This is a genomic window from Spongiibacter marinus (assembly GCF_016906995.1).
GTDB lineage: Bacteria > Pseudomonadota > Gammaproteobacteria > Pseudomonadales > Spongiibacteraceae > Spongiibacter > Spongiibacter marinus.
Genome location: NZ_JAFBBD010000005.1, coordinates 200998 through 224782 on the forward strand (window position 1 = coordinate 200998; position 23785 = coordinate 224782).

25 protein-coding genes are annotated in these 23785 nt (G+C 58.1%); 11 read left to right on the forward strand and 14 right to left on the reverse strand.

Annotation, left to right across the window (positions count from 1 at the left end):
• The first annotated feature begins 15 nt into the window (after nucleotides 1–15).
• Nucleotides 16–1080: a uroporphyrinogen decarboxylase gene (gene hemE / locus HNR64_RS09320; RefSeq protein ID WP_204996220.1), complete on the forward strand. Its 1065-nt coding sequence runs from the start codon at nucleotides 16–18 to the stop codon at nucleotides 1078–1080.
• Between the two features lie 57 nt (nucleotides 1081–1137).
• Here hemE and HNR64_RS09325 read toward each other — a convergent pair whose 3' ends face one another.
• Nucleotides 1138–1692: an NAD/FAD-utilizing enzyme gene (locus HNR64_RS09325; protein ID WP_204996221.1), complete on the reverse strand. Its 555-nt coding sequence runs from the start codon at nucleotides 1690–1692 to the stop codon at nucleotides 1138–1140.
• 224 nt (nucleotides 1693–1916) lie between these two features.
• Between HNR64_RS09325 and HNR64_RS09330 the strand changes: the two genes are divergently transcribed.
• Nucleotides 1917–2480, forward strand: coding sequence for a DUF1415 domain-containing protein (locus HNR64_RS09330; protein ID WP_204996222.1), 564 nt, complete (start codon nucleotides 1917–1919; stop codon nucleotides 2478–2480).
• 10 nt (nucleotides 2481–2490) lie between these two features.
• Here HNR64_RS09330 and HNR64_RS09335 read toward each other — a convergent pair whose 3' ends face one another.
• Together HNR64_RS09335 and HNR64_RS09340 are read right to left on the reverse strand one after the other, a co-directional pair.
• Nucleotides 2491–3036 carry a DUF4136 domain-containing protein gene (locus HNR64_RS09335; RefSeq protein ID WP_204996223.1) on the reverse strand — a complete coding sequence of 182 codons (546 nt, stop codon included), beginning with the start codon at nucleotides 3034–3036 and terminating at the stop codon, nucleotides 2491–2493.
• Nucleotides 3037–3124: 88 nt separating this feature from the next.
• Nucleotides 3125–3697, reverse strand: coding sequence for a DNA-3-methyladenine glycosylase I (locus HNR64_RS09340; protein ID WP_204996224.1), 573 nt, complete (start codon nucleotides 3695–3697; stop codon nucleotides 3125–3127).
• A gap of 103 nt (nucleotides 3698–3800) precedes the next feature.
• On the opposite strand from HNR64_RS09340, the gene HNR64_RS09345 reads away from it, so the two are divergent.
• Nucleotides 3801–4592 (forward strand): M48 family metallopeptidase, encoded by a 792-nt coding sequence (locus tag HNR64_RS09345; protein WP_027874075.1) that lies wholly within the window; start codon nucleotides 3801–3803, stop codon nucleotides 4590–4592.
• 42 nt (nucleotides 4593–4634) lie between these two features.
• Here HNR64_RS09345 and cysE read toward each other — a convergent pair whose 3' ends face one another.
• Together cysE and trmB are read right to left on the reverse strand one after the other, a co-directional pair.
• Nucleotides 4635–5453, reverse strand: coding sequence for a serine O-acetyltransferase (gene cysE / locus HNR64_RS09350; RefSeq protein WP_239547747.1), 819 nt, complete (start codon nucleotides 5451–5453; stop codon nucleotides 4635–4637).
• A 48-nt stretch (nucleotides 5454–5501) separates the two neighbouring features.
• Nucleotides 5502–6176, reverse strand: a complete 675-nt coding sequence (gene trmB, locus HNR64_RS09355) for a tRNA (guanine(46)-N(7))-methyltransferase TrmB (RefSeq protein ID WP_204996225.1) — start codon at nucleotides 6174–6176, stop codon at nucleotides 5502–5504.
• Nucleotides 6177–6256: 80 nt separating this feature from the next.
• On the opposite strand from trmB, the gene HNR64_RS09360 reads away from it, so the two are divergent.
• A complete protein-coding gene (locus tag HNR64_RS09360; protein ID WP_204996226.1) occupies nucleotides 6257–6979 on the forward strand; it encodes an acyltransferase in 723 nt (240 codons plus the stop codon).
• 49 nt (nucleotides 6980–7028) lie between these two features.
• Nucleotides 7029–7412, forward strand: a complete 384-nt coding sequence (locus HNR64_RS09365) for an MAPEG family protein (protein WP_204996227.1) — start codon at nucleotides 7029–7031, stop codon at nucleotides 7410–7412.
• Nucleotides 7413–7459: 47 nt separating this feature from the next.
• Here HNR64_RS09365 and HNR64_RS09370 read toward each other — a convergent pair whose 3' ends face one another.
• From HNR64_RS09370 to HNR64_RS09385, 4 genes are read right to left on the reverse strand one after another with little or no spacing between them, the layout of a single operon-like run.
• Nucleotides 7460–7849, reverse strand: a complete 390-nt coding sequence (locus HNR64_RS09370) for a nuclear transport factor 2 family protein (protein WP_204996228.1) — start codon at nucleotides 7847–7849, stop codon at nucleotides 7460–7462.
• 37 nt (nucleotides 7850–7886) lie between these two features.
• On the reverse strand, nucleotides 7887–8789 hold the full coding sequence (locus tag HNR64_RS09375; RefSeq protein ID WP_204996229.1) for an esterase-like activity of phytase family protein: 903 nt from the start codon (nucleotides 8787–8789) through the stop codon (nucleotides 7887–7889).
• A gap of 33 nt (nucleotides 8790–8822) precedes the next feature.
• Nucleotides 8823–9914, reverse strand: coding sequence for an MBL fold metallo-hydrolase (locus HNR64_RS09380; protein ID WP_204996230.1), 1092 nt, complete (start codon nucleotides 9912–9914; stop codon nucleotides 8823–8825).
• Nucleotides 9915–9966: 52 nt separating this feature from the next.
• A complete protein-coding gene (locus tag HNR64_RS09385) occupies nucleotides 9967–11982 on the reverse strand; it encodes an NADPH-dependent 2,4-dienoyl-CoA reductase (protein WP_204996231.1) in 2016 nt (671 codons plus the stop codon).
• A 75-nt stretch (nucleotides 11983–12057) separates the two neighbouring features.
• Between HNR64_RS09385 and HNR64_RS09390 the strand changes: the two genes are divergently transcribed.
• The 3 genes from HNR64_RS09390 to HNR64_RS09400 all read left to right on the forward strand — a co-directional run bounded on the left by HNR64_RS09390 (nucleotide 12058) and on the right by HNR64_RS09400 (nucleotide 14658).
• Nucleotides 12058–12735: a TetR/AcrR family transcriptional regulator gene (locus tag HNR64_RS09390; protein WP_239547748.1), complete on the forward strand. Its 678-nt coding sequence runs from the start codon at nucleotides 12058–12060 to the stop codon at nucleotides 12733–12735.
• Between the two features lie 208 nt (nucleotides 12736–12943).
• Nucleotides 12944–13900 carry an ABC transporter ATP-binding protein gene (locus HNR64_RS09395; RefSeq protein WP_204996232.1) on the forward strand — a complete coding sequence of 319 codons (957 nt, stop codon included), beginning with the start codon at nucleotides 12944–12946 and terminating at the stop codon, nucleotides 13898–13900.
• Complete coding sequence (locus HNR64_RS09400) at nucleotides 13897–14658, forward strand: ABC transporter permease (protein WP_027874065.1); 762 nt, start codon at nucleotides 13897–13899, stop codon at nucleotides 14656–14658. The genes HNR64_RS09395 and HNR64_RS09400 overlap by 4 nt, the downstream gene beginning before the upstream one ends.
• Before the next feature lie 50 nt (nucleotides 14659–14708).
• On the opposite strand, the gene HNR64_RS09405 is transcribed toward HNR64_RS09400, so the two are convergent.
• The 5 genes from HNR64_RS09405 to HNR64_RS09425 all read right to left on the reverse strand — a co-directional run bounded on the left by HNR64_RS09405 (nucleotide 14709) and on the right by HNR64_RS09425 (nucleotide 19864).
• Entirely contained in the window at nucleotides 14709–15245 is a 537-nt protein-coding gene (locus HNR64_RS09405) for a hypothetical protein (RefSeq protein ID WP_204996233.1), read from the reverse strand.
• A 13-nt stretch (nucleotides 15246–15258) separates the two neighbouring features.
• On the reverse strand, nucleotides 15259–17487 hold the full coding sequence (locus HNR64_RS09410; RefSeq protein WP_204996234.1) for a xanthine dehydrogenase family protein molybdopterin-binding subunit: 2229 nt from the start codon (nucleotides 17485–17487) through the stop codon (nucleotides 15259–15261).
• Between the two features lie 10 nt (nucleotides 17488–17497).
• Complete coding sequence (locus tag HNR64_RS09415; RefSeq protein WP_204996235.1) at nucleotides 17498–17956, reverse strand: (2Fe-2S)-binding protein; 459 nt, start codon at nucleotides 17954–17956, stop codon at nucleotides 17498–17500.
• Nucleotides 17957–18124: 168 nt separating this feature from the next.
• A complete protein-coding gene (locus tag HNR64_RS09420; RefSeq protein WP_204996236.1) occupies nucleotides 18125–19126 on the reverse strand; it encodes a serine/threonine protein kinase in 1002 nt (333 codons plus the stop codon).
• An 18-nt stretch (nucleotides 19127–19144) separates the two neighbouring features.
• On the reverse strand, nucleotides 19145–19864 hold the full coding sequence (locus HNR64_RS09425) for a ComF family protein (protein WP_204996237.1): 720 nt from the start codon (nucleotides 19862–19864) through the stop codon (nucleotides 19145–19147).
• 79 nt (nucleotides 19865–19943) lie between these two features.
• Between HNR64_RS09425 and bioB the strand changes: the two genes are divergently transcribed.
• From bioB to bioC, 3 genes are read left to right on the forward strand one after another with little or no spacing between them, the layout of a single operon-like run.
• Nucleotides 19944–21002 (forward strand): biotin synthase BioB, encoded by a 1059-nt coding sequence (gene bioB / locus HNR64_RS09430; RefSeq protein ID WP_204996238.1) that lies wholly within the window; start codon nucleotides 19944–19946, stop codon nucleotides 21000–21002.
• 20 nt (nucleotides 21003–21022) lie between these two features.
• On the forward strand, nucleotides 21023–22213 hold the full coding sequence (gene bioF / locus HNR64_RS09435; protein ID WP_204996341.1) for an 8-amino-7-oxononanoate synthase: 1191 nt from the start codon (nucleotides 21023–21025) through the stop codon (nucleotides 22211–22213).
• On the forward strand, nucleotides 22210–23775 hold the full coding sequence (gene bioC / locus HNR64_RS09440; protein ID WP_204996239.1) for a malonyl-ACP O-methyltransferase BioC: 1566 nt from the start codon (nucleotides 22210–22212) through the stop codon (nucleotides 23773–23775). Before bioF ends, bioC begins: the two co-directional genes overlap by 4 nt.
• The last annotated feature ends 10 nt before the right edge of the window (nucleotides 23776–23785 follow it).

Here is a 23785-nt window from a genome sequence, read left to right on the forward strand (position 1 = left end):
CAAGGTGATGGTGCCATGAGTGAATTGAAAAACGATACGTTTTTACGGGCGTTAATGCGCCAGCCGGTGGATTACACGCCGGTATGGATGATGCGTCAGGCTGGCAGGTATTTGCCTGAGTATCGGGCGACACGCGGTAAAGCGGGCGATTTTCTGTCGCTTTGCAAAAACACAGAGCTGGCTTGTGAAGTGACCCTACAGCCGCTGGAGCGCTACCCGCTCGATGCCGCTATCCTGTTCTCGGATATATTGACGATTCCCGACGCCATGGGCCTGGGGCTGTATTTTGAAACCGGAGAGGGGCCGCGCTTTCGCAAAACGGTGCGCAGCATGGCTGACGTAGAGGCGCTGCCGGTTGTCGATGGTGAAAACGACCTGACCTATGTCTGTGACGCCGTGCGAGCGATTCGCAGCGCTCTCAATGGTCGCGTGCCGCTTATCGGCTTTTCTGGCAGCCCGTGGACACTGGCCACCTATATGGTAGAAGGCGGCGGCTCTAAAGATCACGGGCGCTGCAAGGCGTTGGCGTTCGATGAGCCGGAAACCATGCACGCCCTTCTGGACAAGCTGGCGCAGAGCGTTACCGCTTATTTGAATGACCAGATTCGCGCCGGTGCGCAAGCGGTGCAGATATTTGATACCTGGGGCGGTGCGTTGGGGCACCGTGCCTACCAAGAGTTTAGCCTGCGCTATATGAAGCAGATCGTCGATGGCTTGATCAAAGAGCACGACGGCCGTGCCGTACCCGCAATTCTGTTCACGAAAAATGGTGGCCAGTGGCTGGAGAGTATGGCCGATACCGGCGCTAATGCACTGGGCCTGGACTGGACGACGGATATTGGCGCGGCGCGCAAACGGGTTGGCGACAAAGTGGCGCTGCAGGGCAATATGGACCCCGCTATGCTGCGCGCCTCACCCAAGCGGATTCGTGAAGAAGTGGCGACCATTCTCGCCGAGTATGGCAGTGGTGTGGGTCATGTTTTCAACCTGGGCCACGGTATCACGCCGGAGGTCGACCCCGAGCATGCGGGGGCCTTTATCAACGCGGTGAGAGAGTTGTCGCCGGAATACCACCGCTAAACAACGCATAAAAAAACCACGCTAAGCGTGGTTTTTTTATGGCTGCCTTGTGCCGGCTCAGGGCATAACCTCAACAAAGTGCCGCCAGCGGTTCTGCAAGCCGATTACCCATGCCGGAGCACCTTCCCCGGTGCCGGAGAATTCCAGCTCGGGGTAGTGTGCGGTCACGCGGTTCAGGGCGCTTTGCTCACGACTGCCCGCATCGATCATTAGCAGGTGTCGCCCGCTACTCAGTGCTTGTTCAAAGCGCTTGAAGTCGTGGTGAGGCTCCTGAATACCGAATAAGCCGCCTTCCCAGGTGAAAAAGCCCAGAACCACGATTGCCAGAAAAACAAAGGGTGTCCAGCCGGCAATCTGCGTTACCCCAGAATAGTGAGCGCTCGCTAACACTAGGGCGAAGCCACCTAGGCCGATGAGTGCTCCGCGCTGCATGGCAAACACAACATCTTTGCGCAGTACCGCCTCCACCTCGTTGAGTTTACGCTGGGCGACACCACTATCATCGTGGCTGAGTACATGAATTTGAGGACGGGACAGGCCGTTCTCTTCCAGGTCGTGTTCAATGGCGGCTAACTTGTCGAGATTGTCCGCCAGAAAGAAATATCTTTTCATTGACTGCTCCCAATCTTATTCGCGGCGAGAACGCCGAATGTGTTAAACCGCTGACACCTCGGTTGTGCTCAATGTAAGTGTAGCAGTACCTACATTACGCGCTTGGCGCGCAGCTGGCTCTGCTTATGGCGAATCCGTCTAGCGCGGGCTGGCCAAATTTCGATCAGTTATATTACGACGGGCTGGAAGGTATACTGGCGGCCTGAACAATTGGAGAAAAGAACATGTCGGACGTCGCGGCGGGTAAGGCGCAAATAGTGGCTGAAGTGAGTGATTGGCTGGACTCAGTAGTGATTGCTCAGCAGTTGTGCCCCTTTGCGGCGAGGCCCAGGCAGCAGGGAAGCATTCGCATTGCTGTTGCCGATGAGCAAGATCCGCAGGCGCTGCTCGAACGGTGTTATGCAGAGCTGATGAAATTGGCCGACACCGACCCCGGCACACTGGAAACCAGCCTGCTGGTGGTGCCAGCACTGCAAGAGAGTTTTGACGATTACTGGGAGTTTGTTGGCATTGTTGAGGACCTGCTGGAGAGCAGCCCTTGGCGCGGGCAGTTTCAAGTGGCCAGTTTTCACCCCGAGTACTGTTTCGAGGGTTGCGAGGCAAGCGATCCGGCAAATTACAGCAACCGGGCGCCGTGGCCAATTCTCCACCTCTTGCGCGAGGACAGCGTAGCCGCGGCGGTGGCCAGTCACCCTGACATCCACGGCATCCCCGAGCGCAATATGGCCCTGCTGCGGGAAATGTCAGCAGAGGCGCTGGCAGGCTTGTTTCCCTGGCGCAATCGCTAGCGCCGCAGCGTTAGCGCGGCGGAAATTGCGACCAAATTTCGCCAACGGCACTGTCTATTCGAGCTTGGTTAACCTTGGGGTCTTGGTCGTCCAGTTCAATGACCAGTGAACCGCGCCAGCTCAATGCTTTGCTGGGCCCGTCTAATAAATCGATAAGAATTTGCACATTGCGATTGACCTTGTCCTTGCCGAGCGGCACGCCGACGGAGGTGCTAAGGCCGAAATTTCCGGAGAAGCTGCCCAGCCCAATCCCCAGTCGCGGGCTGCGGTCAATGGTGTTGGCCGCCTGGGCAATGTAGTAGCGCACCAGGAAATCTGCGCCGTCAGGACGCAGCTTATACAGGCCGGCATCCAGTCGGGTTTTCAGCGCGCTTTTGACTTGTTCGGCGATAAACGGTGAGACACTTTTGTCGGCGCCGCTGTCTTCAGACCAGCTGTACTGCTGATAGCTAGCGAAGTTCGCGCGAGGATTGTAGTCGGTGCGTACATCCGTGCTGCTGCAGGCACTGACTAGCAAGGCAGTGAGCAGGCTGAGTGCAATTCGTGTGGTTGTCATGTGGAAGCCCCTTGTCGCGCTGTGCCGCGCCTAAATAGAGTATACGGTAATTAGTCCACGCTGGAGGCCATTAGTGCCCGAGCCAGCATCAGGCCAGGGCGGCACATTGTTGGTGAGCCGGGCAGCTGACTATATGGTCATTAACCAAGCCCATCGCCTGTAAATAGGCGTAACAGATCGTGCTGCCAAAAAAGCGGAAGCCGCGCTTCTTCATATCTTTGCTAATGCCATCTGAAAGCGACGTAGTGGCTGGGACATCGGCCAGGCTTTGCCATTGATTTTGAATCGGTCGGTGTTCAACAAAGCCCCACAGGTAGTGGGCGAAACTGCCATATTCCTGCTGTACTTCAAGAAAGCGCTGGGCGTTATTGATCGCGCTTTCTATCTTCATGCGGTTTCTAATAATCGAGGGGTCGGCCAATAAGCGTTCAATATCGGCCTGCGTAAATGCCGCCACATGCGGCGCGGAGAAATTGGCGAACAGCCTGCGATAGCCTTCGCGCTTACGCAGTATCGTTAGCCAGTTGAGTCCGGCCTGAGCGGACTCGAGAATCAAAAACTCGAATAATTTGTGGTCGTCTCTGCAGGGTCTTCCCCACTCGTCGTCATGGTAGCGTCGATATTGTTCGTCACTGCCACACCAGTCACACACTTCGCTCACGGGGCGTCCTCAGTTAAGGTGATTGCCAGCCAGGCTGGAGCCTGTGCCATAATGTACAACGTATCAAACGTACTCATAGATTGCCGCTTTTTGGAGAGAAGGAATGAAAACAATACGGATCGTCGCCCTTGCTGCCGCCGTACTTACCCTGCTTGCCTGCGTTGAGTCTCCCACTGGGCGGCGACAAATGATGTTGTTTTCTAACGGCGAAATGTCGCAGATGGGTGTCGCGGCCTTCGATGAAATGAAGCAGAAGATGACGGTCAATCGCGACGGCAAGGTCAACGGCTATGTCACCTGTGTTGCCGATGCAATCACGGCGCGTTTACCTGCACAGTGGCGCGGCAGTTGGGAAGTGGTGGTGTTTGAGGAAAAGTCTGCCAATGCCTTTGCGCTGCCCGGTAAGAAAATTGGCGTGCATACTGGCATCTTTAGTGTCGCGAAAAATGCCGACCAGCTGGCAACCGTGCTCGGACATGAAGTTGCCCACGTCTTGGCTCACCACAGTGCAGAGAGAATGTCGTTGCAAAGCGTTACCGGCACTGGTGCTCAGCTGCTGGCGGTGTTGCTGGGCGACAGTCCACAGAAAGCCACGGTGATGGGTATGCTGGGTCTCGGTGCGCAATATGGCTTGGTGCTGCCCTACGGCCGCGCCCAGGAGTCTGAAGCCGATGTATTGGGAGTAGACCTGATGGCGCGAGCCGGCTTTAACCCGGCAGCCAGTATCGATTTATGGAAAAACATGAGCGCCGCGGGCAATGGCCAGCCGCCCGAGTTTATGTCGACCCACCCCTCTCACCAAACCCGGATTAACGACTTGCAGCGCCAACAGAAAAAAGCGGCGCCGCTGTATCAGCAGGCGCGCGCTCAGGGCATTCGCCCTAACTGTGGTTGAGCAGTCGTTGTCGCAGCAGACATTTGTTTTCGCGTACAAGCCTTAATCGTCGCAGCAGGCGCTGTGATTCATGGATAAGGCCGGTGCCTCGGTATCGGGTTTGCCAATCACCTTGGCGGGCACGCCAGCGACGAGGCTGTGCGGCGGTACGGCTTTTAACACCACACTGCCGGCCGCTACATGGGAGCCTTCGCCAATGCGAATATTGCCGAGGATTTTTGCTCCCGCGCTGATCAACACGCCGTCTGCCACTTTGGGGTGGCGGTCGCCATGTTCCTTGCCCGTTCCTCCCAGTGTCACCGACTGCATAAGTGAAACATTGTTGCCGACAACGGCGGTCTCGCCGATCACGATACCGGTGGCGTGATCCATCAATACCCCGTGTCCCACCTTTGCGGCAGGGTGAATATCGACACCGAACTCACAGCTTATGCGGTTCTGAAAAAACAGCGCCAATGAGCTGCGCCCCTGGCGCCACAGCCAGTGGGCAACGCGGTAGGACTGCAGAGCGTGATAACCCTTAAAATACAGGAAGGGCACTGACAACAAGCTGCAGGCTGAATCGCGCTCCAGCACGGCGCACAGGTCGGCGCGCAATGCTTTGCGAATGCAGGGCTCAGCGGCAAATGCCTGATCGATCACTTCTCGGACCAACAGGCTCGACGCTGCGGGGCTGTCCAGCATATGTGCCAAGTGATAGCTCAGGGCATCTTCAAGGCGGTCGTGATTGAGTATGGTGGCGTGCAGGAAACTGGCGAGCACAGGCTCGCGTTCAACTTCTGCGGCGGTTTCCTCTCGGATACTTTGCCAAACCTTGTCGTCGTGGGCGGAGCTGCTCATGGTGTTGTCATCTGTATTCATCGCTCGCCGAGTATAACGCCTACGTCTGCATTCAGCATTGTTTTGCGCTTAATTGGCGCTGGTGCATCGCCACAGCGTTTGGCCAGCGAGCTGGTATTTTCTTTCAAAAGGCGTGAGCGGGTGTTCAGCAACAAAGGTACCGAGTTTTGCGGTTCTGCCCGCTATTTTCAGCGCGTGGGCAAACTCTTGTACGTATACCGGCCAGTTGCTGCGCAGCTCAATTTGTCCACCCAGGGTTAACACGCTGGGAAATAAGGGCGAGCCATGCACCCGGTAACTAAGCTGCCCGGGTTTGGGCCAGGGGTTGGGATACAACAAATAGTGGGCGTCGGCCTGCCAACCGGCCTCGCAGGCCAGCCGCCAGAAGTCGTCCACATCCGCGCGCACTAACAGGTAGTTGTCTCTGGCGTGCTGGCAGTGCGAATTATGCTTGTCGAGGCGGGCTGCGGATTTATCGATACCGATAACGGCGCAATCAGGATAGCGCTCAGCCAGTCGCCAGGTGCTTTCACCGACACCGCAGAACGAATCGATAATAAGAGGACTGCGCTGTTGTTGCAGCCACGTATTCGCTTCGTCAAACGCCTGCTGATTGTGCTTTGCATAGGGCTTTAAAAAGGCGTGGTGAAGGTGTTTGCGCACGACCTCTTCCAAGCGCTCGTGAATGGCGGTCTGGCTGCTTTCGATGCGCCGTGACTGCCGGCCATCGCTGGTTTTTTTCATGAATTGGTAACCTTGTTGGAATTGCTACCCTCATCAAGCCCTGCGACACTGTGCGGCAATAACAACAGTGCGAGTTCGCTATGCGTCAGGATCGGCGCCCCTACTGGGTGAAGAAAAATTATCTGCGTTTCAGGCATTGGTACACCCTGCATTTTCTGCGGCCCGCCTGTGACGCGTTGGGTGATTATCCCACGTTTATGAAACCCTGGTATATCTCCATATCTGGGCCCAACGTGTCTATTGGCCGCTGCGCCACCGTGATCGCAGAGCCAGAGGCGCGGGTGAAGATCGGCGTGTGGGGGCGCGAACCCGACAAGGGGCGCATCAGCATTGGCGACTATGTATTAATCAGCCCCGGCGGGCGGATCTCTGCCAGCGATGAAATCGTGATCGGCGACAGCGTGATGATGGCGAATGGCGTCTACATTACCGACAGCGATTGGCACGACATCTACGACCGCACTGCGCGCAGTGAGGAGGTCAAGCCGGTGCATATTGGCAACAATGTTTGGCTGGGTGACCACAGCACCGTTCTGAAGGGCGTGACGATTGGTGATAACAGCGTGGTTGCCGCCGGGGCGGTGGTTACTCGCGACGTGCCGGCCAATGTGGTGGTGGCGGGGAATCCTGCCAAAGTGGTCAAGCAGCTCGATCCCGAGCGCCCGATGAAAACCCGTGCCGATTACTTTGCCGATCCACAGGGGCTGCAAAAATTCTTTGATGGTGTGGACAAAATGGTGCTCGGTAAAAACGGCACCTTGAATTGGCTGCGCTGTTTACTGAAACCGGGGCCCAATGATTAGGGCACCTCAATAACGATAAATCACTTAATCAATCGCTAAGGGGAAAACAATGACAATAGCACTATGGTGTGTACTGATTGCGGGAATGATGTCACCGCTGACCGGCCTGCTGGCCAAAGGGGGCAAGGTTGGTGGCAAGTCCTACGACAACAATCACCCGCGCCAGTGGTTAGCGCAACTGGAAGGGCGCCCCGCGCGAGCCGTTGCGGCAATGAACAACAGCTTTGAGAGTTTTCCGCTGTTTGCGGCGGCGGTGATTATTGCGCATTTTTCCAAGGCGCCTGCGGATACCCTGAATTTACTGGCCATGGCCTATGTGGCGATTCGTGTGCTTTACACCGCTTGTTATTTGCTTAACTGGGGTGCGCTGCGCAGCTTGGTATGGTTTGCCGGCGCTGGCGTCGTCATCACCATGTTCTGCATTATCCCCTAACGGGCCGAGGCGCTGGGGCCTTGCTGCCAGCGCCTGTTAATCGCCGTTTACGAAGCTAGCGCCTCCAGCATCTCTGCCATTTTTTGGTGTATCAAATTAATCGCTTTGAGTGGTCGCAGCATCACTTTAAAGTCAGTGATTTTTCCCTCTGCATTCCAGCGAATCATATCCACACCGTTGACCTGAACGCCGTCGATGACGACCGCGAATTCCAGCACTGCGTCATTGGCGCCCTCCACCTCGCGTACGTAGTGAAAACTGTCATTAACTAACACTTGAAACGCCGCGGATAAATACTGTGCCGTCACGTCCTTGCCGCGCTGCGGGGTGTGGACGATGGGTGAGTGAAATACTGCGTCATCGGCGAGTAAATTTTCCAAGCCGGTTGTATCGCGGCGGCTTAGCAGTTGGTGCCAACTTTTTATTGTGGGGTGCATAGGCAGAGGTCCTTTTACTGTGCGAGCCCTGCGGGGCTCAATGCGATGTAGGCTGAAAGCTTAGCAGCTTTGTCGGAAGGCCTTCGCTACCCAGTAATATTATGTTGCCATCGCGGCTAATGGCGATCGATTCCGCTTGCCGCAATGGCGGTGCCCCCAGTGCTTGGGGAGACGTGTTCAACACACTTAGCCAGCTTTGCCGATTCTGCCGCACGAAATAGTAACTCTCGCCGAGGGTACTGATTACCGCCGCGCTACCATTGGCGGCGAAATCCAAGCCGGTGGGGGAGTGCTGGGTAATGCCGCCCTTTCTTTGCGGGGTGTGTGAGTCAGTGGTGGGCAGGCTTTTGATCTCGCCCAGTGCGCTGAGTAACACGGGTTCGTCGGGCAGGCTGTCCAGCGAAAAACGGTACAGTTTCGGGTGGCGCTCTCTCTTGCTCAGCAGGTAGACCATACGTTGCTCAGGGTCCACGGCAAGCCCTTCCACATCGCGGGGGCCGCCATCGAAAACCAGGGTATAGCGCCGCAGCAGGGTTAGTGATGGTGCCTTTGGGGCCCCGCCCTCTCTCAGCAGGTAAATGTCGATCATCGGTCGAATCGCCAGGTTATCTCCGATGTCTCCAACGAGAAGATAGTGGGCGTCGCCCTCACTAAAGCTCGCCATGTCTTCCCAGTCGGCGGCGCTGGCGCCGCGCACGCTCACCGACTTCAGCTTGTCCTCGCCGGGCTTAATCAGATACAAGGTGGGGCGGTCGCCGCTGTCATTGTGGGCCCAATAGTAACCGGGGTGGGCACCGCTCGCCGCGAGCCCGCTCAACTCCGACAAGGGGCGCTGATTCAGCGTGTATTCTTGGGTTTGCCAGTGGCGTTCGGTTGCGCTGCTGGAAAGTGTTGCCAGCAAGAGTGGCAGGGTCAGTAAAACCGGCAGGAAACGAGACATAGAATGACCTGGGTAAAAGTGTCAGTGTGCCGATTATGGATGAATAATTTGTGACGGCATAAGCTGTCGAGTTTCGCCAATTTGCATGGTGTCGAAGCTGCTGGGTGGCAAACCAGCGTCTTCAACCGCCCTGCGCAAATCGTGCTGCGGCGCATCGATATCTTCTGCCGACAGCTGAAACGTCGCCCAATGTATACCGATACTCTGTGCTGCACCAATATCTCGATGTATCTGCACTGCCTCAGCGGGGTCGACGTGTTGTTCTTTCAGGAAGCTTCTTGGCTTATAGGCGCCGATGGGAATCAGGGCCAAGTCGATACCGGGGAAGCGCTCGCCAATGCTTTTGAATTGCTCGGTGTTGTACCCGGTGTCGCCGCCAAACCACAGCTGCATATCGTCTATGCGCAGATGCCAGGAGGCCCACAGCGACTTGAAGCGATCGGTGATGCCCCTGCCAGACCAGTGTTGCGACGGTGTGGCGGTGGCGGTGAGGGAGTCGAGTTGGAAGGTTTGCCACCAGTCGCGCTCGACGATTCTTGTCGCGGCGATGCCAAAGTCTTGCAGGGTGTCACCGAGTTTCAGCGGCACCAGATACACCGGCTGGTTGCCAAGTGCGCGAATGCTGCGCTCATCTAAGTGGTCGTAGTGATCGTGGGAGATAATCACCACATCAATCGGTGGCAACTGGGGTGGGCCAATGGGCTGGGCAACCAAACGCTCCGGGCCGAGCCATTGTACCGGCGACGCGCGCCGAGAAAAAATGGGGTCGGTTAGAATGGCTAATCCCCGGTATTGCAGCAGAAAGCTGGAGTGCCCCAGCCACGTTACTTGCAGGGGGGCTGACGGGGAAATATGAAGATCGGCGACCTCAGTGACAACGCGAATGCGCTGGCGTTGAGAGGCTTGGTCGGCAATGGTTAAGTCAGAGAAAAAGCGCAGCCGGAGTAATTCCCAGAGGCTCTTGTTGAACGTTGGCCAATAAGGATTGCGGAACTCGCTCTCGCCATGATGGGCCGGCTTTGCCGTCTCGGCATGCAGGGGGGTTACGATTGCCAATGTCAGGCTGATAAGTAGCAAAACGGCGCAGCGCTGATGGCGCCCCGCTGTGTGGTTTTGTATGAGCATCGTGCTTCCCCCTTCCTGCGCAGTATACGCAGGAAGGGGGGCGAGGCGATGATTACAGGCTGGCGGCGAGGCGAGTGCCCTGGTCGATGGCGCGTTTTGCATCCAGCTCGGCGGCGACATCGGCGCCCCCGATCAGGTGAACGGGCTTGTTCAAGCCGTCGCAGAGTTCGCGGCGAGGCTCCTGGCCGGCGCAGACAATCACGTTGTCGACGGCTAAGGTTTTCTCCTCGTCACCGACGCGAATACGCAGGCCCTGGTCATCAATACCGAGGTACTCACAGCCGGCGACCATATTCACGCCTTTATGCTGCAAGCCAGCGCGGTGAATCCAGCCGGTCGTTTTGCCCAGGCCGTTGCCCACTTTGCTGGTTTTACGCTGCAGCAGGTGAACCTGGCGCGGTGAGGGCGAAGGCTGAGCGGCTACACCCTCAATGCCGCCGCGCGCTTGCAGCGTCATATCAACACCCCATTCTTTCATGAAGGTTTCAATGTTCTGGCTGGCATCGCTGCTGTGTGTCAGCGCTTCGGCAACATCAAAACCGATGCCGCCCGCGCCGATAATGGCGACGTTCTTGCCAACGGGTTTGTCGTCGCGCAGGACGTCCAGGTAGCTCATTACCATGGGGTGGTCGATGCCGGGAATGGCGGGGGTACGCGGCACAATGCCTGTTGCCAGTATGACTTCATCGAAATCGCCGTCATTTAGCATATTGGCGTCCACGCGTTGGCCGAGTTGCAGCGTTACGCCAGCCAGTTCCAGGCGGCGGCCGAAGTAGCGCAGGGTCTCCGCAAATTCCTCTTTACCCGGCACTTTGCGGGCTATATTGAACTGCCCACCGATAACCGGGTCAGCATCGAACAGCGTCACATTATGGCCGCGCTCCGCGGCGGTGCAGGCAAAGGCCAGGCCCGCAGGGCCGGCGCCGACCACTGCCAGACGCTTGGGTGAGTTTGTTGCGGCGATGTTCAGTTCGGTTTCGTGACAGGCGCGTGGGTTAACCAAGCAGCTGGTCATGCGGCCGGTGAACACGTGATCGAGACAAGCCTGGTTGCAGCCGATGCAAGTGTTGATTTCGTCACTGCGGCCTTCGGCGGCCTTGACGATAAACTCGGGGTCGGCAAGGAAGGGGCGGGCCATCGACACCATGTCGGCGTCGCCTTCGGCGAGGACGCGCTCAGCAACGTCAGGAGTGTTGATGCGGTTAGAAGTAATTACCGGAATGCTGAGCGCTTCGCGGAAACGCTTGGTTACCCAGGTGAAGGCAGCGCGAGGCACCTTGGTGGCGATCGTTGGGATGCGCGCTTCGTGCCAGCCGATGCCGGTATTGATAAGCGTAGCGCCGGCTTTCTCAATGGCTTTACCCAGTTGTACAGCCTCGTCATAACTGCTGCCGCCCTCTACCAGGTCCAGCATCGACAGGCGGTAAATGATGATGAATTCTTCGCCCACCGCTTCCCGTACGCGGCGTACCACTTCAACGGCCAGGCGCATACGATTCTCGTAGCTGCCACCCCACTGGTCGTCGCGCTGGTTGGTGCGAGCGGCCAAGAATTGGTTAATGAAGTAACCCTCGGAGCCCATAATTTCAACGCCGTCGTAGCCGGCCTTTTGGGCCAATGTGGCGCTGCGAATAAAGTCTTGGATTTCCTGTTCGATATCGTCTTCAGTCGCCGCCTTAGGAGTGAAAACATTGATGGGGGCACGGATCGCTGACGGCGCGATGGGGTTTTCGTTAAACGCGTAGCGGCCAGTGTGCAGGATCTGCATGCAGATCTTACCGCCCTCGGCGTGGACGGCGTCGGTCACAATACGGTGGCCTTCGCAGTCTGCTTCGGTTTCCAGCATTTTGGTGTGTTCGTGGGTCGAGGCGCGCTTGTTGGGGCCAAAGCCGCCGGTCACGATCAGCGCGACACCGCCGCGAGCGCGCTCAGCAAAGAACGCCGCCATGCGTTCGAAGCCGTTTTCAGCTTCTTCCAGGCCGGTGTGCATGGAGCCCATCAGGACTCGGTTTTTCAGCTGAGTGAAGCCCAGGTCCAGGGGCTGCATTAATGTGGGGTAGGCGCTCATGGTGGTGTCCTCTCATTGACGTAACTTGACGCTGTCCAGATGCCAAGGCTAGAGGCAAATGTTGACGCTGTCAAGATGGACGCTATCGCCGGTGGCTGCTATATTGCCGCCATGTCCCAAGCCCCTGCCAACAAGCCATCCGGCGCCTACCATCACGGTGATCTGCGTGCGCAGCTTCTGGATGTTGCCGCGCGTCTGCTGCGTGAGGAAGGTGAGGAAGGACTGTCGATGCGGCGTCTGGCGCAGGAGTTGGGGGTTTCTCGCACCGCCCCCTATCATCACTTCAGCGATAAGCACAGTTTGCTCTGCGGGATTGCCGAAGAGGGCTTTCGTCGTTTTCGGCAAGTCAATGCGGACGCCGAACTTTGGAATGTCGACACCTTCAGCGAGGCGAGTTTGCAGGCCTTTGTTCGTCGCTACGTCAATTTCGCGGTAAGCAATGCCGAGTATTACGACCTAATGTTTGGCGGCAAGCTGTGGAAGTCGGCGGCGCTCACGGCGAGCCTCAAAGCGGAGGCCTACACGGCGTTTCGCGAGTATGTTGACCACTTTCGCCAACTGCAGGCGGGCGGTATTTTCGCCGCGAATTTCGACCCACTGCGTTACGCGCAATTAAGCTGGTCGACCCTGCACGGTATGAGCCGCTTGCTGATCGATGGTATCTATCTGGACAGCTCAACCGTAGAAGAAATGTGTAACACGGCTGCCGCTATGTTTTGGCGACAGTGTCGGCCGCTGAACACTAGCGGTTGAACGCGCCGCTCAGCTGGGCGACACTCTCGCTCAGTGTGTGAAAACCTCAATGATAACCCCGAATCATTCCGGCTTTGCCTCTGCGCCTGCCATCCGCTCCCACTGTTATATGCTGGGCGCGAGGTGCGTATCGAGTGTGCTGTGAAAGGAGGGTTTTGACCTCGCGTCGAGCACGGTTCGTCGCATTGCGGGTAAATTAGGAGCATTTGTGTCCTCGGTTATTAGTGTGAAAGACGTTAGCAAAGTCTATGACTCAGGCTTTCAAGCGCTGCGCGGCGTCAATTTGGATATTCGGCGCGGCGAGATCTTCGCGTTACTCGGCCCTAACGGGGCCGGTAAAACCACCTTGATCAGCATTATCTGCGGCATTGTGAATGCCACGGCCGGGCAGATTCACGCCGGCGCCTTCAACATCGTTTCCGATTATCGGCGAGCCAGGCAGCTTATTGGCCTTGTTCCTCAAGAGCTGTCGACCGACGGTTTTGAAAGCGTATGGGCCACGGTGACCTTTAGCCGGGGCTTGTTCGGCAAGCCGAAAAATGATGCTTATCTGGAGCAAATACTTCGCCAGCTATCGCTGTGGGATAAAAAAGACGAGCGGATTATGGCGTTATCTGGCGGCATGAAGCGGCGCGTAATGATTGCTAAGGCCCTGTCTCATGAGCCTGAAATTTTGTTTCTTGACGAGCCTACGGCGGGGGTGGATGTCGAACTGCGGCGCGATATGTGGCAGATGGTTCACGGCCTGCGCGAGCGCGGTGTGACGATCATTTTAACCACGCATTACATTGAAGAGGCCGAGGAAATGGCCGATCGCATCGGTGTTATTCGCCGCGGCGAAATTGTGCTGGTTGAAGAAAAGAACCGCTTGATGGAAAAGCTGGGGCAAAAGCAGCTGCGCCTGCAATTGCAGCAACCGCTTAGCGAGTTGCCCGCCGATCTCGGGGGCTATCCGCTGAGCCTGACTGACGATGGCCACGAGCTGGTATACCACTACGACAGCCAAAGCGAACACACCGGCATTGCCGAGTTGTTTCGTCACTTGGAAATGCACGGCATCGATTACAAAGACCTGCATTCAACCCAGCGCTCGCTGGAGGAAATTTTTGTCAGCCTGGTTGCCGACAGCGATCAGTCGTCAGCAGCGGTGGAGGTGGAACAGTGAATTTTCACGCAGTGCGCGCAATCTATTTGTTTGAAATGAACCGAGCCTGGCGGACGCTGCTGCAAAGTATCGCGTCGCCAGTGATTTCGACCTCGTTATATTTCGTGGTATTTGGCTCGGCAATCGGCTCGAAAATGGTCGCTATCGACGGCATCAGCTACGGCGCGTTTATTATCCCCGGGTTGGTGATGTTGGCGCTGCTGACCGAGAGTATCTCCAATGCCGCGTTTGGTATTTTCTTCCCTAAATACAACGGCACCATCTACGAGCTGCTGTCAGCACCTGTTGCCCTGCCAGAGATTCTACTGGGCTATGTCGGGGCGGCGGCGAGCAAGTCGATTATCATCGGGTTGATTATGCTGGCGACCGCTCGGCTTTTTGTCGACTACAGCATCGCGCATCCCTTTTGGATGCTCGGCTTCTTGGTGTTAACTGCGGTGACCTTCAGTTTATTCGGTTTCATTATTGGCGTCTGGGCCGACGGCTTTGAGAAATTGCAGATAGTGCCGATGCTGATCGTGACGCCGCTGGCGTTTTTGGGCGGCAGCTTTTACTCAATCAGCATGTTGCCACCGCTGTGGCAGACCATTACCTTGGCGAATCCGGTGGTCTACCTGATTAGTGGTTTTCGCTGGAGTTTTTACGACGTTGCCGACGTGAACGTCGGTGTCAGTCTGGGGATGACCGTATTCTTTTTGCTGCTGTGCCTGGCCTTGATTACCTGGATGTTTCGCAGCGGTTATCGGCTTAAGCAATGACGGTGTGACTGCCGCGGCAAATACGGTAGTCACACCATCAGGTGAGTGGCTTAACAGGGGCCGCCTGCGTTCACCCATTGCTCCAATAGTTCAACAAAGCGGGTGTGATCCACGGGCGGGAGCGTTCGGCCCTCGCCGGGATCAAAGCCCCACAGCACCAGCGGGTCCTCCTCCATGTGTTTGAGCAGGGCTTGCAGGTCTTTGCCACCGTTTTTGCTTTGGTCTTTCAGCACCGTGCAGAGTTCTCTCGGCCCCATACCTTCCCAGCCCATGCTCAGTGGTGCCAGGCCCCAGTGCGGCGCGCCTGGCACTTTGTCTTCTGCCACGTTTTGTTCCTGGTGGCAGGCTGAACACTGCAGGGTCGGCGCGCCGTGATTATCTTCACCGCGCATAACCAGCTGGTCGTGGCGGCGGCGTTCATCGCCCTGACGCGGGAAGTCGGTCAAGGTGTGGCAGTTCAAACACCGTGGGTGGGTAAGCACCTCGTAGATCGGTGTAAATAGCGGCGACTGTGCCAGAGCGCCGCCGCTGACCAATAGGGCCAGCGCCGCGCTCAAGCCGAGCCAATAGTTGCGTAGTAATAGCATGCTCCGGCTCCTGTTAGGCGGGGTGTTGTTCGGCTAGGGTATAGCCGAGGTTTTTAAGCGGTAATTCGCGAATTTTCTCGCCGGTTGCCGCAAAAATAGCATTTGCTAGGGCTGGGCCCAGCGCCGGTACGCCCAGTTCGCCGACACCGCCTGGCGACTCATTGCTCGGCAATACAACGGTATCAATTTGCGGCACTTGGAACATGCGCAGCATTTTGTAGTCATCGAAATTGCTCTGCTGAACCACGCCGTCCTGCAATTCGATCTCGCCGTAAAAGACGCTGGTCAGCGCAAAGATTACCGCGGACTCAACCTGGGCCACCACCAAGTCAGGGTTGATGGCTGTGCCGACATCAATCGCGCTGACAATTCGGTGAAGGGTAATGACTTTATCGTCGGACACGCTGAGCTCCACAACTTGAGCGACGTAGCTCATCCAGTGGTTCAGCACGGCGATCCCCTGACTGCGACCGCCCCCTGTGCTGCCCCAGTTCGATGCTTGCGCGGCGGCGTCCAATACCGCTAACAGGCGGGGCTTGCCGGCGAGCATGCCGCGTCGATATTGGTAGGGGTCGCGGCTGTAGCTGACGGCTATATCGTCGATAAAGGTTTCCTGGGCAAATACATCGGTGAATTTGTTTACCGAGCGCATCCACAGTGAGGGCATCTGCGGCTTGAGTGTCAGGTGGGCGTCCATCAACACATTGTCGATGTCGTAGGGCATGCCGGTCTCAAGGTCTGTTAATTCCTTAAGGGGCGGCAACTGGCCCTCGGCCAGGGTGTCGAGTAGCTCTTCGGCGTACAGCGCCGCCGTGACATCCTGGGTGACCGCGCGGTGCGTCCAGGCAGTGATATTGCCCTGATTGTCCATGGAGGCGCCGACGCGCACGGCCGCGGCGGGCCGGTAGTAGCCCCCCTTCATGTCGTCTTCGCGGGTCCACATGACCTTCACGGGTTTTTGGGTTGCCTTCGCCACGTGGCAGGCGTCGCGCACGTAGTCAGCCAGCGGGTTGCCGCGGCGGCCAAAACCGCCGCCAGAGGACATGGTGTGGAAGGTGATCTGGTTGGGCAGTAAGCCGAGAATCAGCGACGCGAAGGTTTTATCAAGCGTTGGTGATTGGCTGCCCGTCCAGATGTCGGCTTTGCTGCCGGTGTAGTCCACGGTAACGTTTAGTGGCTCCATTGCCGCGTGGGCTTGGAAGGGGAAGAAGTAATCGGCGCTGCGATTTTCCGCTGCGGCGAGTTGAGCCACCGGAACCAAACCGTCAACACGAATCGGCAGGCCGGGTAAGTTGAGCTTGAAACTATACTCGCCGCGCGTGTCATTGGAATCTGTGCGTCCGGCCAACAGTTCATTCCAGCTGACTTCAAGGGCTTGGCGCCCTTTCTCTGCCGACCAATAATCATCGGCAACCACGGCGACGCCAGAGGGAATGGTGTGTACTTCGCGCACACCGGGCACCGCCATAGCGGCATTGCTGTCGACGCTCAGTGCCTGACCAAAAAAGCGCGGCGGGCGGGCAATTACGGCCGTGAGCATGTCGGGAATATCGACGTCGATACCATAAATATGCGAGCCGTTGACCTTCTCCGCAGCGTCTTTGCGCTGTTTGGACTGGCCAATAATGCGGTAGCTTGCCGGGTCTTTTAGCGGCGGATTACTCGGTACCGGCTGGTTGGCCGCCGACTCGGCGAGTTCGCCGTAGCTGGCGCTGCGGCCATTGAGGTCGTCGTAGACGACACCGCGCTCTGTGCGCAGGCTGTCTGCGGGCACCTCCCAGCGCTCGGCAGCAGCGTTGACCAGCATTTGCCTGACTGCGGCGCCGACTTGGCGCTGATTGTCGAAATAGCCCCGAGTGGTGGCACTGGCCACCGTGAATTGCAGCAGGCCGCCAAAGTAGGGGTTGTTAAAGCGCGCGGCAACGGGTGAGTGTTCGGCGGTAACAAGGTCCCAGTCGGCGTCGAGCTCTTCGGCGACGATCATCGGCATCGATGTCAGTGCGCCCTGGCCAATTTCTGAGGCGCCCACCAAAATGTGTATGCGGCCGTCGCTGCCAATGCGCATAAACTCACTAACGGTGAACTGCTCTGCATCACTGGGGCCGCCATTGCCAGGGGGCTGGGGGTTATTCGGGTTGGAGCCGCCACCGCCACCACCGCCTCCACAGGCAACGAGTAAGCCGCCACCTGCGAGAGCGCTGACGCGTAAAAACTGTCTGCGGGTATATCCTGATGTGCTCATGCGCGCCCCCTTACAGTTGTTCGTCTGCGATCTTGTGAATGGCCTTGCGGATGCGGGCATAGGTGCCGCAGCGGCAGATATTGCCAGACATGGCTTCATCAATATCGCGGTCGCTGGGCGAGCGGTTTTCCGTCAGTAAGGCCGTGGCCGCCATCACCTGCCCGGACTGGCAGTACCCGCACTGGGGAACGTTTAGCTCTTGCCAGGCCTGCTGAACCAGCCGGCCGATCTGCTGTTGGTCAATCGCTTCCACGGTGGTGATGTTGTGGCCCTCAGCGGCGCTAATTGGCATGACGCAGGAGCGGGTGGGCTGGTCGTCAACATGCACCGTACAGGCGCCACACAGGGCTTGTCCGCAGCCGTATTTGCTGCCCGTGAGCTTTAAATCTTCGCGCAAAACCCACAGCAGGGGTTTATCTTCGGGTACGTCAACGGTGTGGTCTTCACCATTTACTCGGATTGTAAACATGACTTCTCCTGCACTCTTATTATGTGTGGAACGGTGGAGTGCTTTGGCAATTGTAGAGTGTTTGATCGCGCTGCGCTTGCACCTAGCGCACAGTCCAGCAACGTTGCCGCGATAGTGTAAACCCTATCTTTACGAACGTTAATCTGCTTTGGATCACGCGGTGAAAATTTACACGCTCAGCTTGAGGGCGGGCTCCTGGACCAATGCCAGTTGCTCGCGCAGCATCAGTATGTGCTCGCCCCAATAGCGCTCGGTGTTAAACCAGGGGAAGGCGCGGGGAAAGGCGGGGTCGCTCCAGCGCTGCGCTAGCCACGCCGCGTGGTGCATGATGCGCAGCCCGCGCAGGGCCTCCACCAGCATCAATTCGCGGCTGTCGAAGCTGCGAAACTCCTCGTAGCCCTCGACCAGCTCCATCAGTGCTTTTTGGCGAGCATCAGAATCGCCGGAGAGAAACATCCACAGGTCTTGGATAGCCGGCGCCATGCGGCTGTCGTCAAAATCGACCAGCTGGGTGTCGCCGTCGCGCCACAATATATTGCCAATGTGGCCGTCGCCGTGGCAGCGAATATTGCGCGCTTGGCAGTCGCTAAAACGTTGTTCAATTAACGCCAATAAGTCGCGGGCCAGGCTCTCGTAGGCCTGGCGCAGGCTGTCCGGAATAAAGTCATTTTCCAGCAGATAGTGGCTGCTGTGCTCGCCAAAGGTTTGCGGGGTGAGGGTCGGACGGTGCTGGAAATCTTCCGTTTCGCCCACCAGGTGAAGGCGGCCGAACAGGCGCCCCAATTGAAACAGGTTTTCCATGTCATCCAGCGCCGGGGCGTGACCGCCGCGCCGGGGGTAAAGCGCGAAGCGATACCCTTCGTGTTCGAACAGGCTCTGCCCATCGTCGTTTTGCCAGGGCGGGATCACTGGGATGTCTGCATCACACAGCTGCTGTGTAAAGCGATGTTCCTCGCTGATCTGGGCGTTGCTCCAGCGCTGCGGGCGATAAAACTTAACCACGAGAGGCTCGGCGTCTTCGATGCCGAACTGATAAACTCGGTTCTCGTAACTGTTCAGTGGGAACACGCGCAGGTCGCTGACAAACCCCAGAGACTCGACAGCGTCAATAACGCGATCGGGGTCGAGGGCGGCAAAGTTTTGCTGGTCGGTATTGTCGGTGGCCTTCATGGTATTCCCATTGGCGAGTCATTGGCCGGGCGCGGGAGTCCGGGCCAGGCACCAGACGTCTACTCGCGTTGCGCCGGCGCGCAGCAGTATAGCGGCCGCCGCATTGGCTGTCGTGCCTGTGGTGAGCACATCGTCGACCAGTGCCAGGTGCTTGCCGCGAATGCGGTCGGGATTTGCCAGGTGGAAGGCATTTTTCATATTGCGGCGGCGCTCTGCCGCCGTCAGCCCCTGTTGTGGCGGTGTCGCATGCTGGCGGCGAAGTAGATCCGCGACCGGGATCGCTAGGGCGTTCCCCCAAAATTGACTGACAAGCAGCGACTGGTTGTAGCCGCGTTGCCAGCGACGCCGCCAATGCAGGGGTACGGGCACGAGCGCATCGGGAAGCGGTTCGGCAGCCGCCGCCGAGCAGCGCTCTAACCAAAGTTGTGCCAATAGGCGGCCGCTGGGCGGCTTGGCGTGATGTTTAAAGTCGGCGAGCAGGCTGTCCACCGGGAAGCGGTAATTCAGTGCACACAGGCATTGATGAAAGCGCGGCGGCCGTTGTAGGCAGCGGCCGCATAGCTCGGCATTCGCCGTGGCTAGCGGCAGCGCGCAGCGTCGGCAATGGTGGCCCAGCCAGGGCAGCGTGTCACGACAGGCGGGGCAGATCTCCGTGGTGGCGCCGCTGTGATCCAGGCACAGCAGGCATTGGAGTGGGAAGAGGCGTTGCAATGAGGCGCGAATCGACTTGTAAACCATGGCGTCCTGCGTTGGTTGACAGCGAAGGGGCTGCCTGTATCATTATAGCCTTTCGATCAGCCCCTAGAGATTGTCAGATATGAGCAGTATGGAAGCGTCTTCAATTCGTCACGACTGGAGCCCTGAGGAAGTTCAAGCCCTGTTTGAACAACCTTTTAATGACCTGCTGTTTCAAGCACAAAGCGTTCACCGCGCGAATTTCGATGCCAATAGCGTTCAGGTAAGCACGCTGCTGTCGATCAAAACGGGCGCTTGCCCGGAGGACTGCAAATACTGCCCGCAGAGCAACCGCTACGACACTGGCTTGGAAAAAGAAAAGCTAATGGAAGTGGAAAAAGTGCTGCAAGAGGCACGTGCTGCCAAGGCGCAGGGTTCGACCCGGTTCTGCATGGGGGCGGCGTGGCGCTCACCCAAGAAGAAGGATATGCCCTACGTGACCGCCATGGTGAAGGGTGTGAAAGAGATGGGGATGGAAACCTGCATGACCCTCGGGATGCTCAGCGGTGAGCAGGCTGCGGAGCTGGCTGAGGCGGGGCTGGATTACTACAACCACAACCTCGATACCTCGCCGGAGTACTACGGTGAAATTATCACTACACGCACCTACGGCGACCGCCTGAACACGCTGGCGAATGTGCGCGATGCGGGTATTAAGGTGTGCAGCGGAGGAATCGTTGGCATGGGCGAGTCCGTGAAAGACCGCGCCGGCCTGCTTATCCAGTTGGCCAACCTGCCGGAGCACCCCGAGAGCGTGCCCATCAATATGTTGGTGCGTGTGGAAGGGACGCCCCTGGCTGAAGAAGTTGACCTCGACCCCTTCGACTTTATTCGCACCATCGCGGTGGCGCGTATCCTGATGCCTAAATCCCACGTGCGCCTGTCGGCGGGGCGTGAAGAGATGAACGAGCAAATGCATGCCCTGGCGTATTTTGCCGGTGCCAACTCGATCTTCTACGGCGAAAAGCTGCTTACCACGCCAAACCCTGAAGCCAACAAGGATCTGCAGTTGTTCGAGCGCCTCGGTATCAAACCCGAGCAGCGCTGCGCTGAGGCCGATGATGAGGCGACGGAAGCGGCTCTGCTGGGTGAGATGGAAAAAGCGCGCAACGACAAATTTTTCTACGACGCAACAGCATAAACGCCGTGACAACGCCAACCATGGAGCTGCACCTACAGCAGCGGCTGGCGGAGCGTCGCGAGCAGTCGTTATATCGACACCGCCGAGAGCTGGGGAGTGCACAAGGTGCGCGCATCCAGCTCAACGGCCGCACCGTGCTGCAGTTCTGCAGTAATGACTATCTCGGACACGCCGGCCATCCCAAACTCATTGAAGCCATGCAGGCTGCCGCCAAAGACTATGGTGTGGGCGGTGGCGCATCGCACCTGATCTGCGGCCATTCCAGTCTGCATCACGAGCTGGAGGAGCGCCTCGCCGAATTTACCGGCAGGGAGCGCGCGCTGCTTTTCTCCACTGGCTACATGGCGAATTTGGGGCTTATTGCTGGCTTGATGCAGCGCGGCGACCACCTGCTAGAAGATCGCTTGAACCACGCCTCGCTGCTGGATGGCGGCTTGCTAAGCGGCGCAAAAATGCAGCGCTTTCAACACAGCGACACAGCGGATCTCGAGCGCCGACTGAAAAAACTCCCCCACACTGGCCAGCGCTTGATTGCGGTAGACGCGGTTTACAGCATGGACGGCGATCTGGCCCCTCTGGCTGAGATGGCCGACCTGGCTCGCGGGCACAATGCCTGGCTGATGGCCGACGACGCGCACGGCTTTGGCGTGCTGGGCGAGCGCGGTGCAGGAACGGCTGAAATGCTCGGCCTGGATACCCGGCAATTGCCAGTACTTATGGCCACACTCGGCAAGGCGCTGGGCAGCTTTGGCGCCTTCATCGCCGGAAGCGCGACGCTGATCGAAAGCCTGATCCAGTTTGCGCGCCCCTATATTTACACCACCGCCATGCCTCCGGCAGTCGCAGCGGCAACGCTGGCATCGCTGGACCTCCTGCACAGTGAGGGCTGGCGTCGGCAGCGTTTGGCTGAGCACATCGGCTTTTTTCGGGCGGAAGCGAAGCGCCTGGGGCTGCCGCTAATGGCATCGCAAACCGCGATTCAGCCGCTGATGGTGAATGACGATGCCCTGGCATTGGCGCTGAGTCGTGAGTTGGAAGCTCGCGGCGTACTGGTTTCCGCTATCCGCCCCCCCACCGTGCCGCTCGGTACCGCGCGGCTGCGCATCACCTTGAGTGCCGCGCACAGCCGGGAAGATATTGAACAGCTGTTAACGACGCTCGAATCAGCATGTTGGGATGTGGCGCCGCAATTGCTGGAATTTCATTCGTGAGTGCACTCTACCGAGAGCGCCTGCCGTCAAGCTCGGATGCCTCTGCTGAGCTGGTGCTGCTGCACGGCTGGGGTAGCTGCAGTGAAATTTGGCGGCCGCTGTTGCCAGCACTGCGAGCGAATTTCTCGGTAACTATTATTGACCTGCCTGGCTGCGGTCGAAGCCCGCTACTGGCCGATATGTCGGTTGAATCTGTTGTGCAGGCGCTGCTGACGCAACTGCCCACCCGCGCTTTATATGTGGGCTGGTCGCTGGGAGGGCTGCTGGCAGGCGAGCTGGCGCTCGCTGCACCGGGTCGCGTGAGCGGCTTGGTTCGCCTTGCCAGCAATTTGCGTTTTGTTGCCAATGAGCAGTGGTCGCAGGCCATGCCCGGAGAAGATTTTGCCGCGTTCTACACTGGCTTGCTGGAGCAGCCGGAAAAAACACGGAAGCGTTTCAATACCCTGCAGTTGCAGGGCGATGTCAGCGCACGCGCGCTGCGTCGACTGTTGCCGTTGTGCCACGCGGAGCCGGAGGCGCTGCGCTGGGGGCTGGATTGTCTGCGCGAACTGGATCAGCGCGAGACCTACGCGGGCTTGTCGTGCCCGGTGATGAATATCTACGGTAGTGACGATGCGCTGGTGCCCGCTGCCCTGGCAGAAACGGTGCCCGCTGCCCGCAGCCTGTGTTACGCCGGAGCAGGGCATATCCCTTTTTTGTCGCAGCCAGAGCAGTTTGTTAGCGACATTATCTCCTTTGAAAAAGACTGTATTGCCGAGGCGATGCCACCTGGCATTGAGCGCCATTTTAAAAAGCGCGATGTCGCGCGATCCTTCTCCCGGGCGGCAAACAGTTACGACCGTGCCGCGACCTTGCAGCGCCGGGTCGCGGACGAACTATTTCGCTTGCTTGCCCACCAGCGTGCACCACAAACGCTGGTCGATCTGGGCTGCGGCACTGGCTACAGCTTGCCAGCGTTGCGTCAGCGCTTTAACGATGCCCAGCTTGTTGGTGTCGACCTGGCTGAGGGAATGCTTGCCTATGCGAGCGAGCATCACTCTGAAGACTGCCGGCAGTGGGTCTGCGGCGATGCTGAAGACCTGCCGCTGGCCGATGCCCGTGTCGATCTGCTGTTTTCCAGCCTGTCTTTACAGTGGTGCGAAAATGTATCGGCGCTGTTTTCAGAGATTGACCGGGTGTTGGCCCCGGGCGGCAAAGCCTTCATCGCAACCCTTGGCCCCGAGACATTGTTCGAGCTTCGCGAGGCGTGGCAAAACGTTGATGGCTATGCCCATGTGAACCGCTTTATCCCCCGGCAGGCGCTGGACACGGCCATTGCCGCGTCGGGGCTGCGGGTGCAGTGGCAGGAGGCTACCGAGGTGCTGTATTACCCGACGGTGACCGCCCTGACCCGAGAGCTCAAACAGCTGGGCGTGAGCAATGTGAATCGCGACCGCCCTCAGGGGCTGGCTAGTCGCAAACGCTTGCAAGCACTGCAGCAGGCCTACGAAGCATTTCGCCAACCGGCCGGGCTGCCCGCCAGTTATCAGGTGTGGTACCTGGAGCTGGATAAACAACCTTAGAGGAGCACCC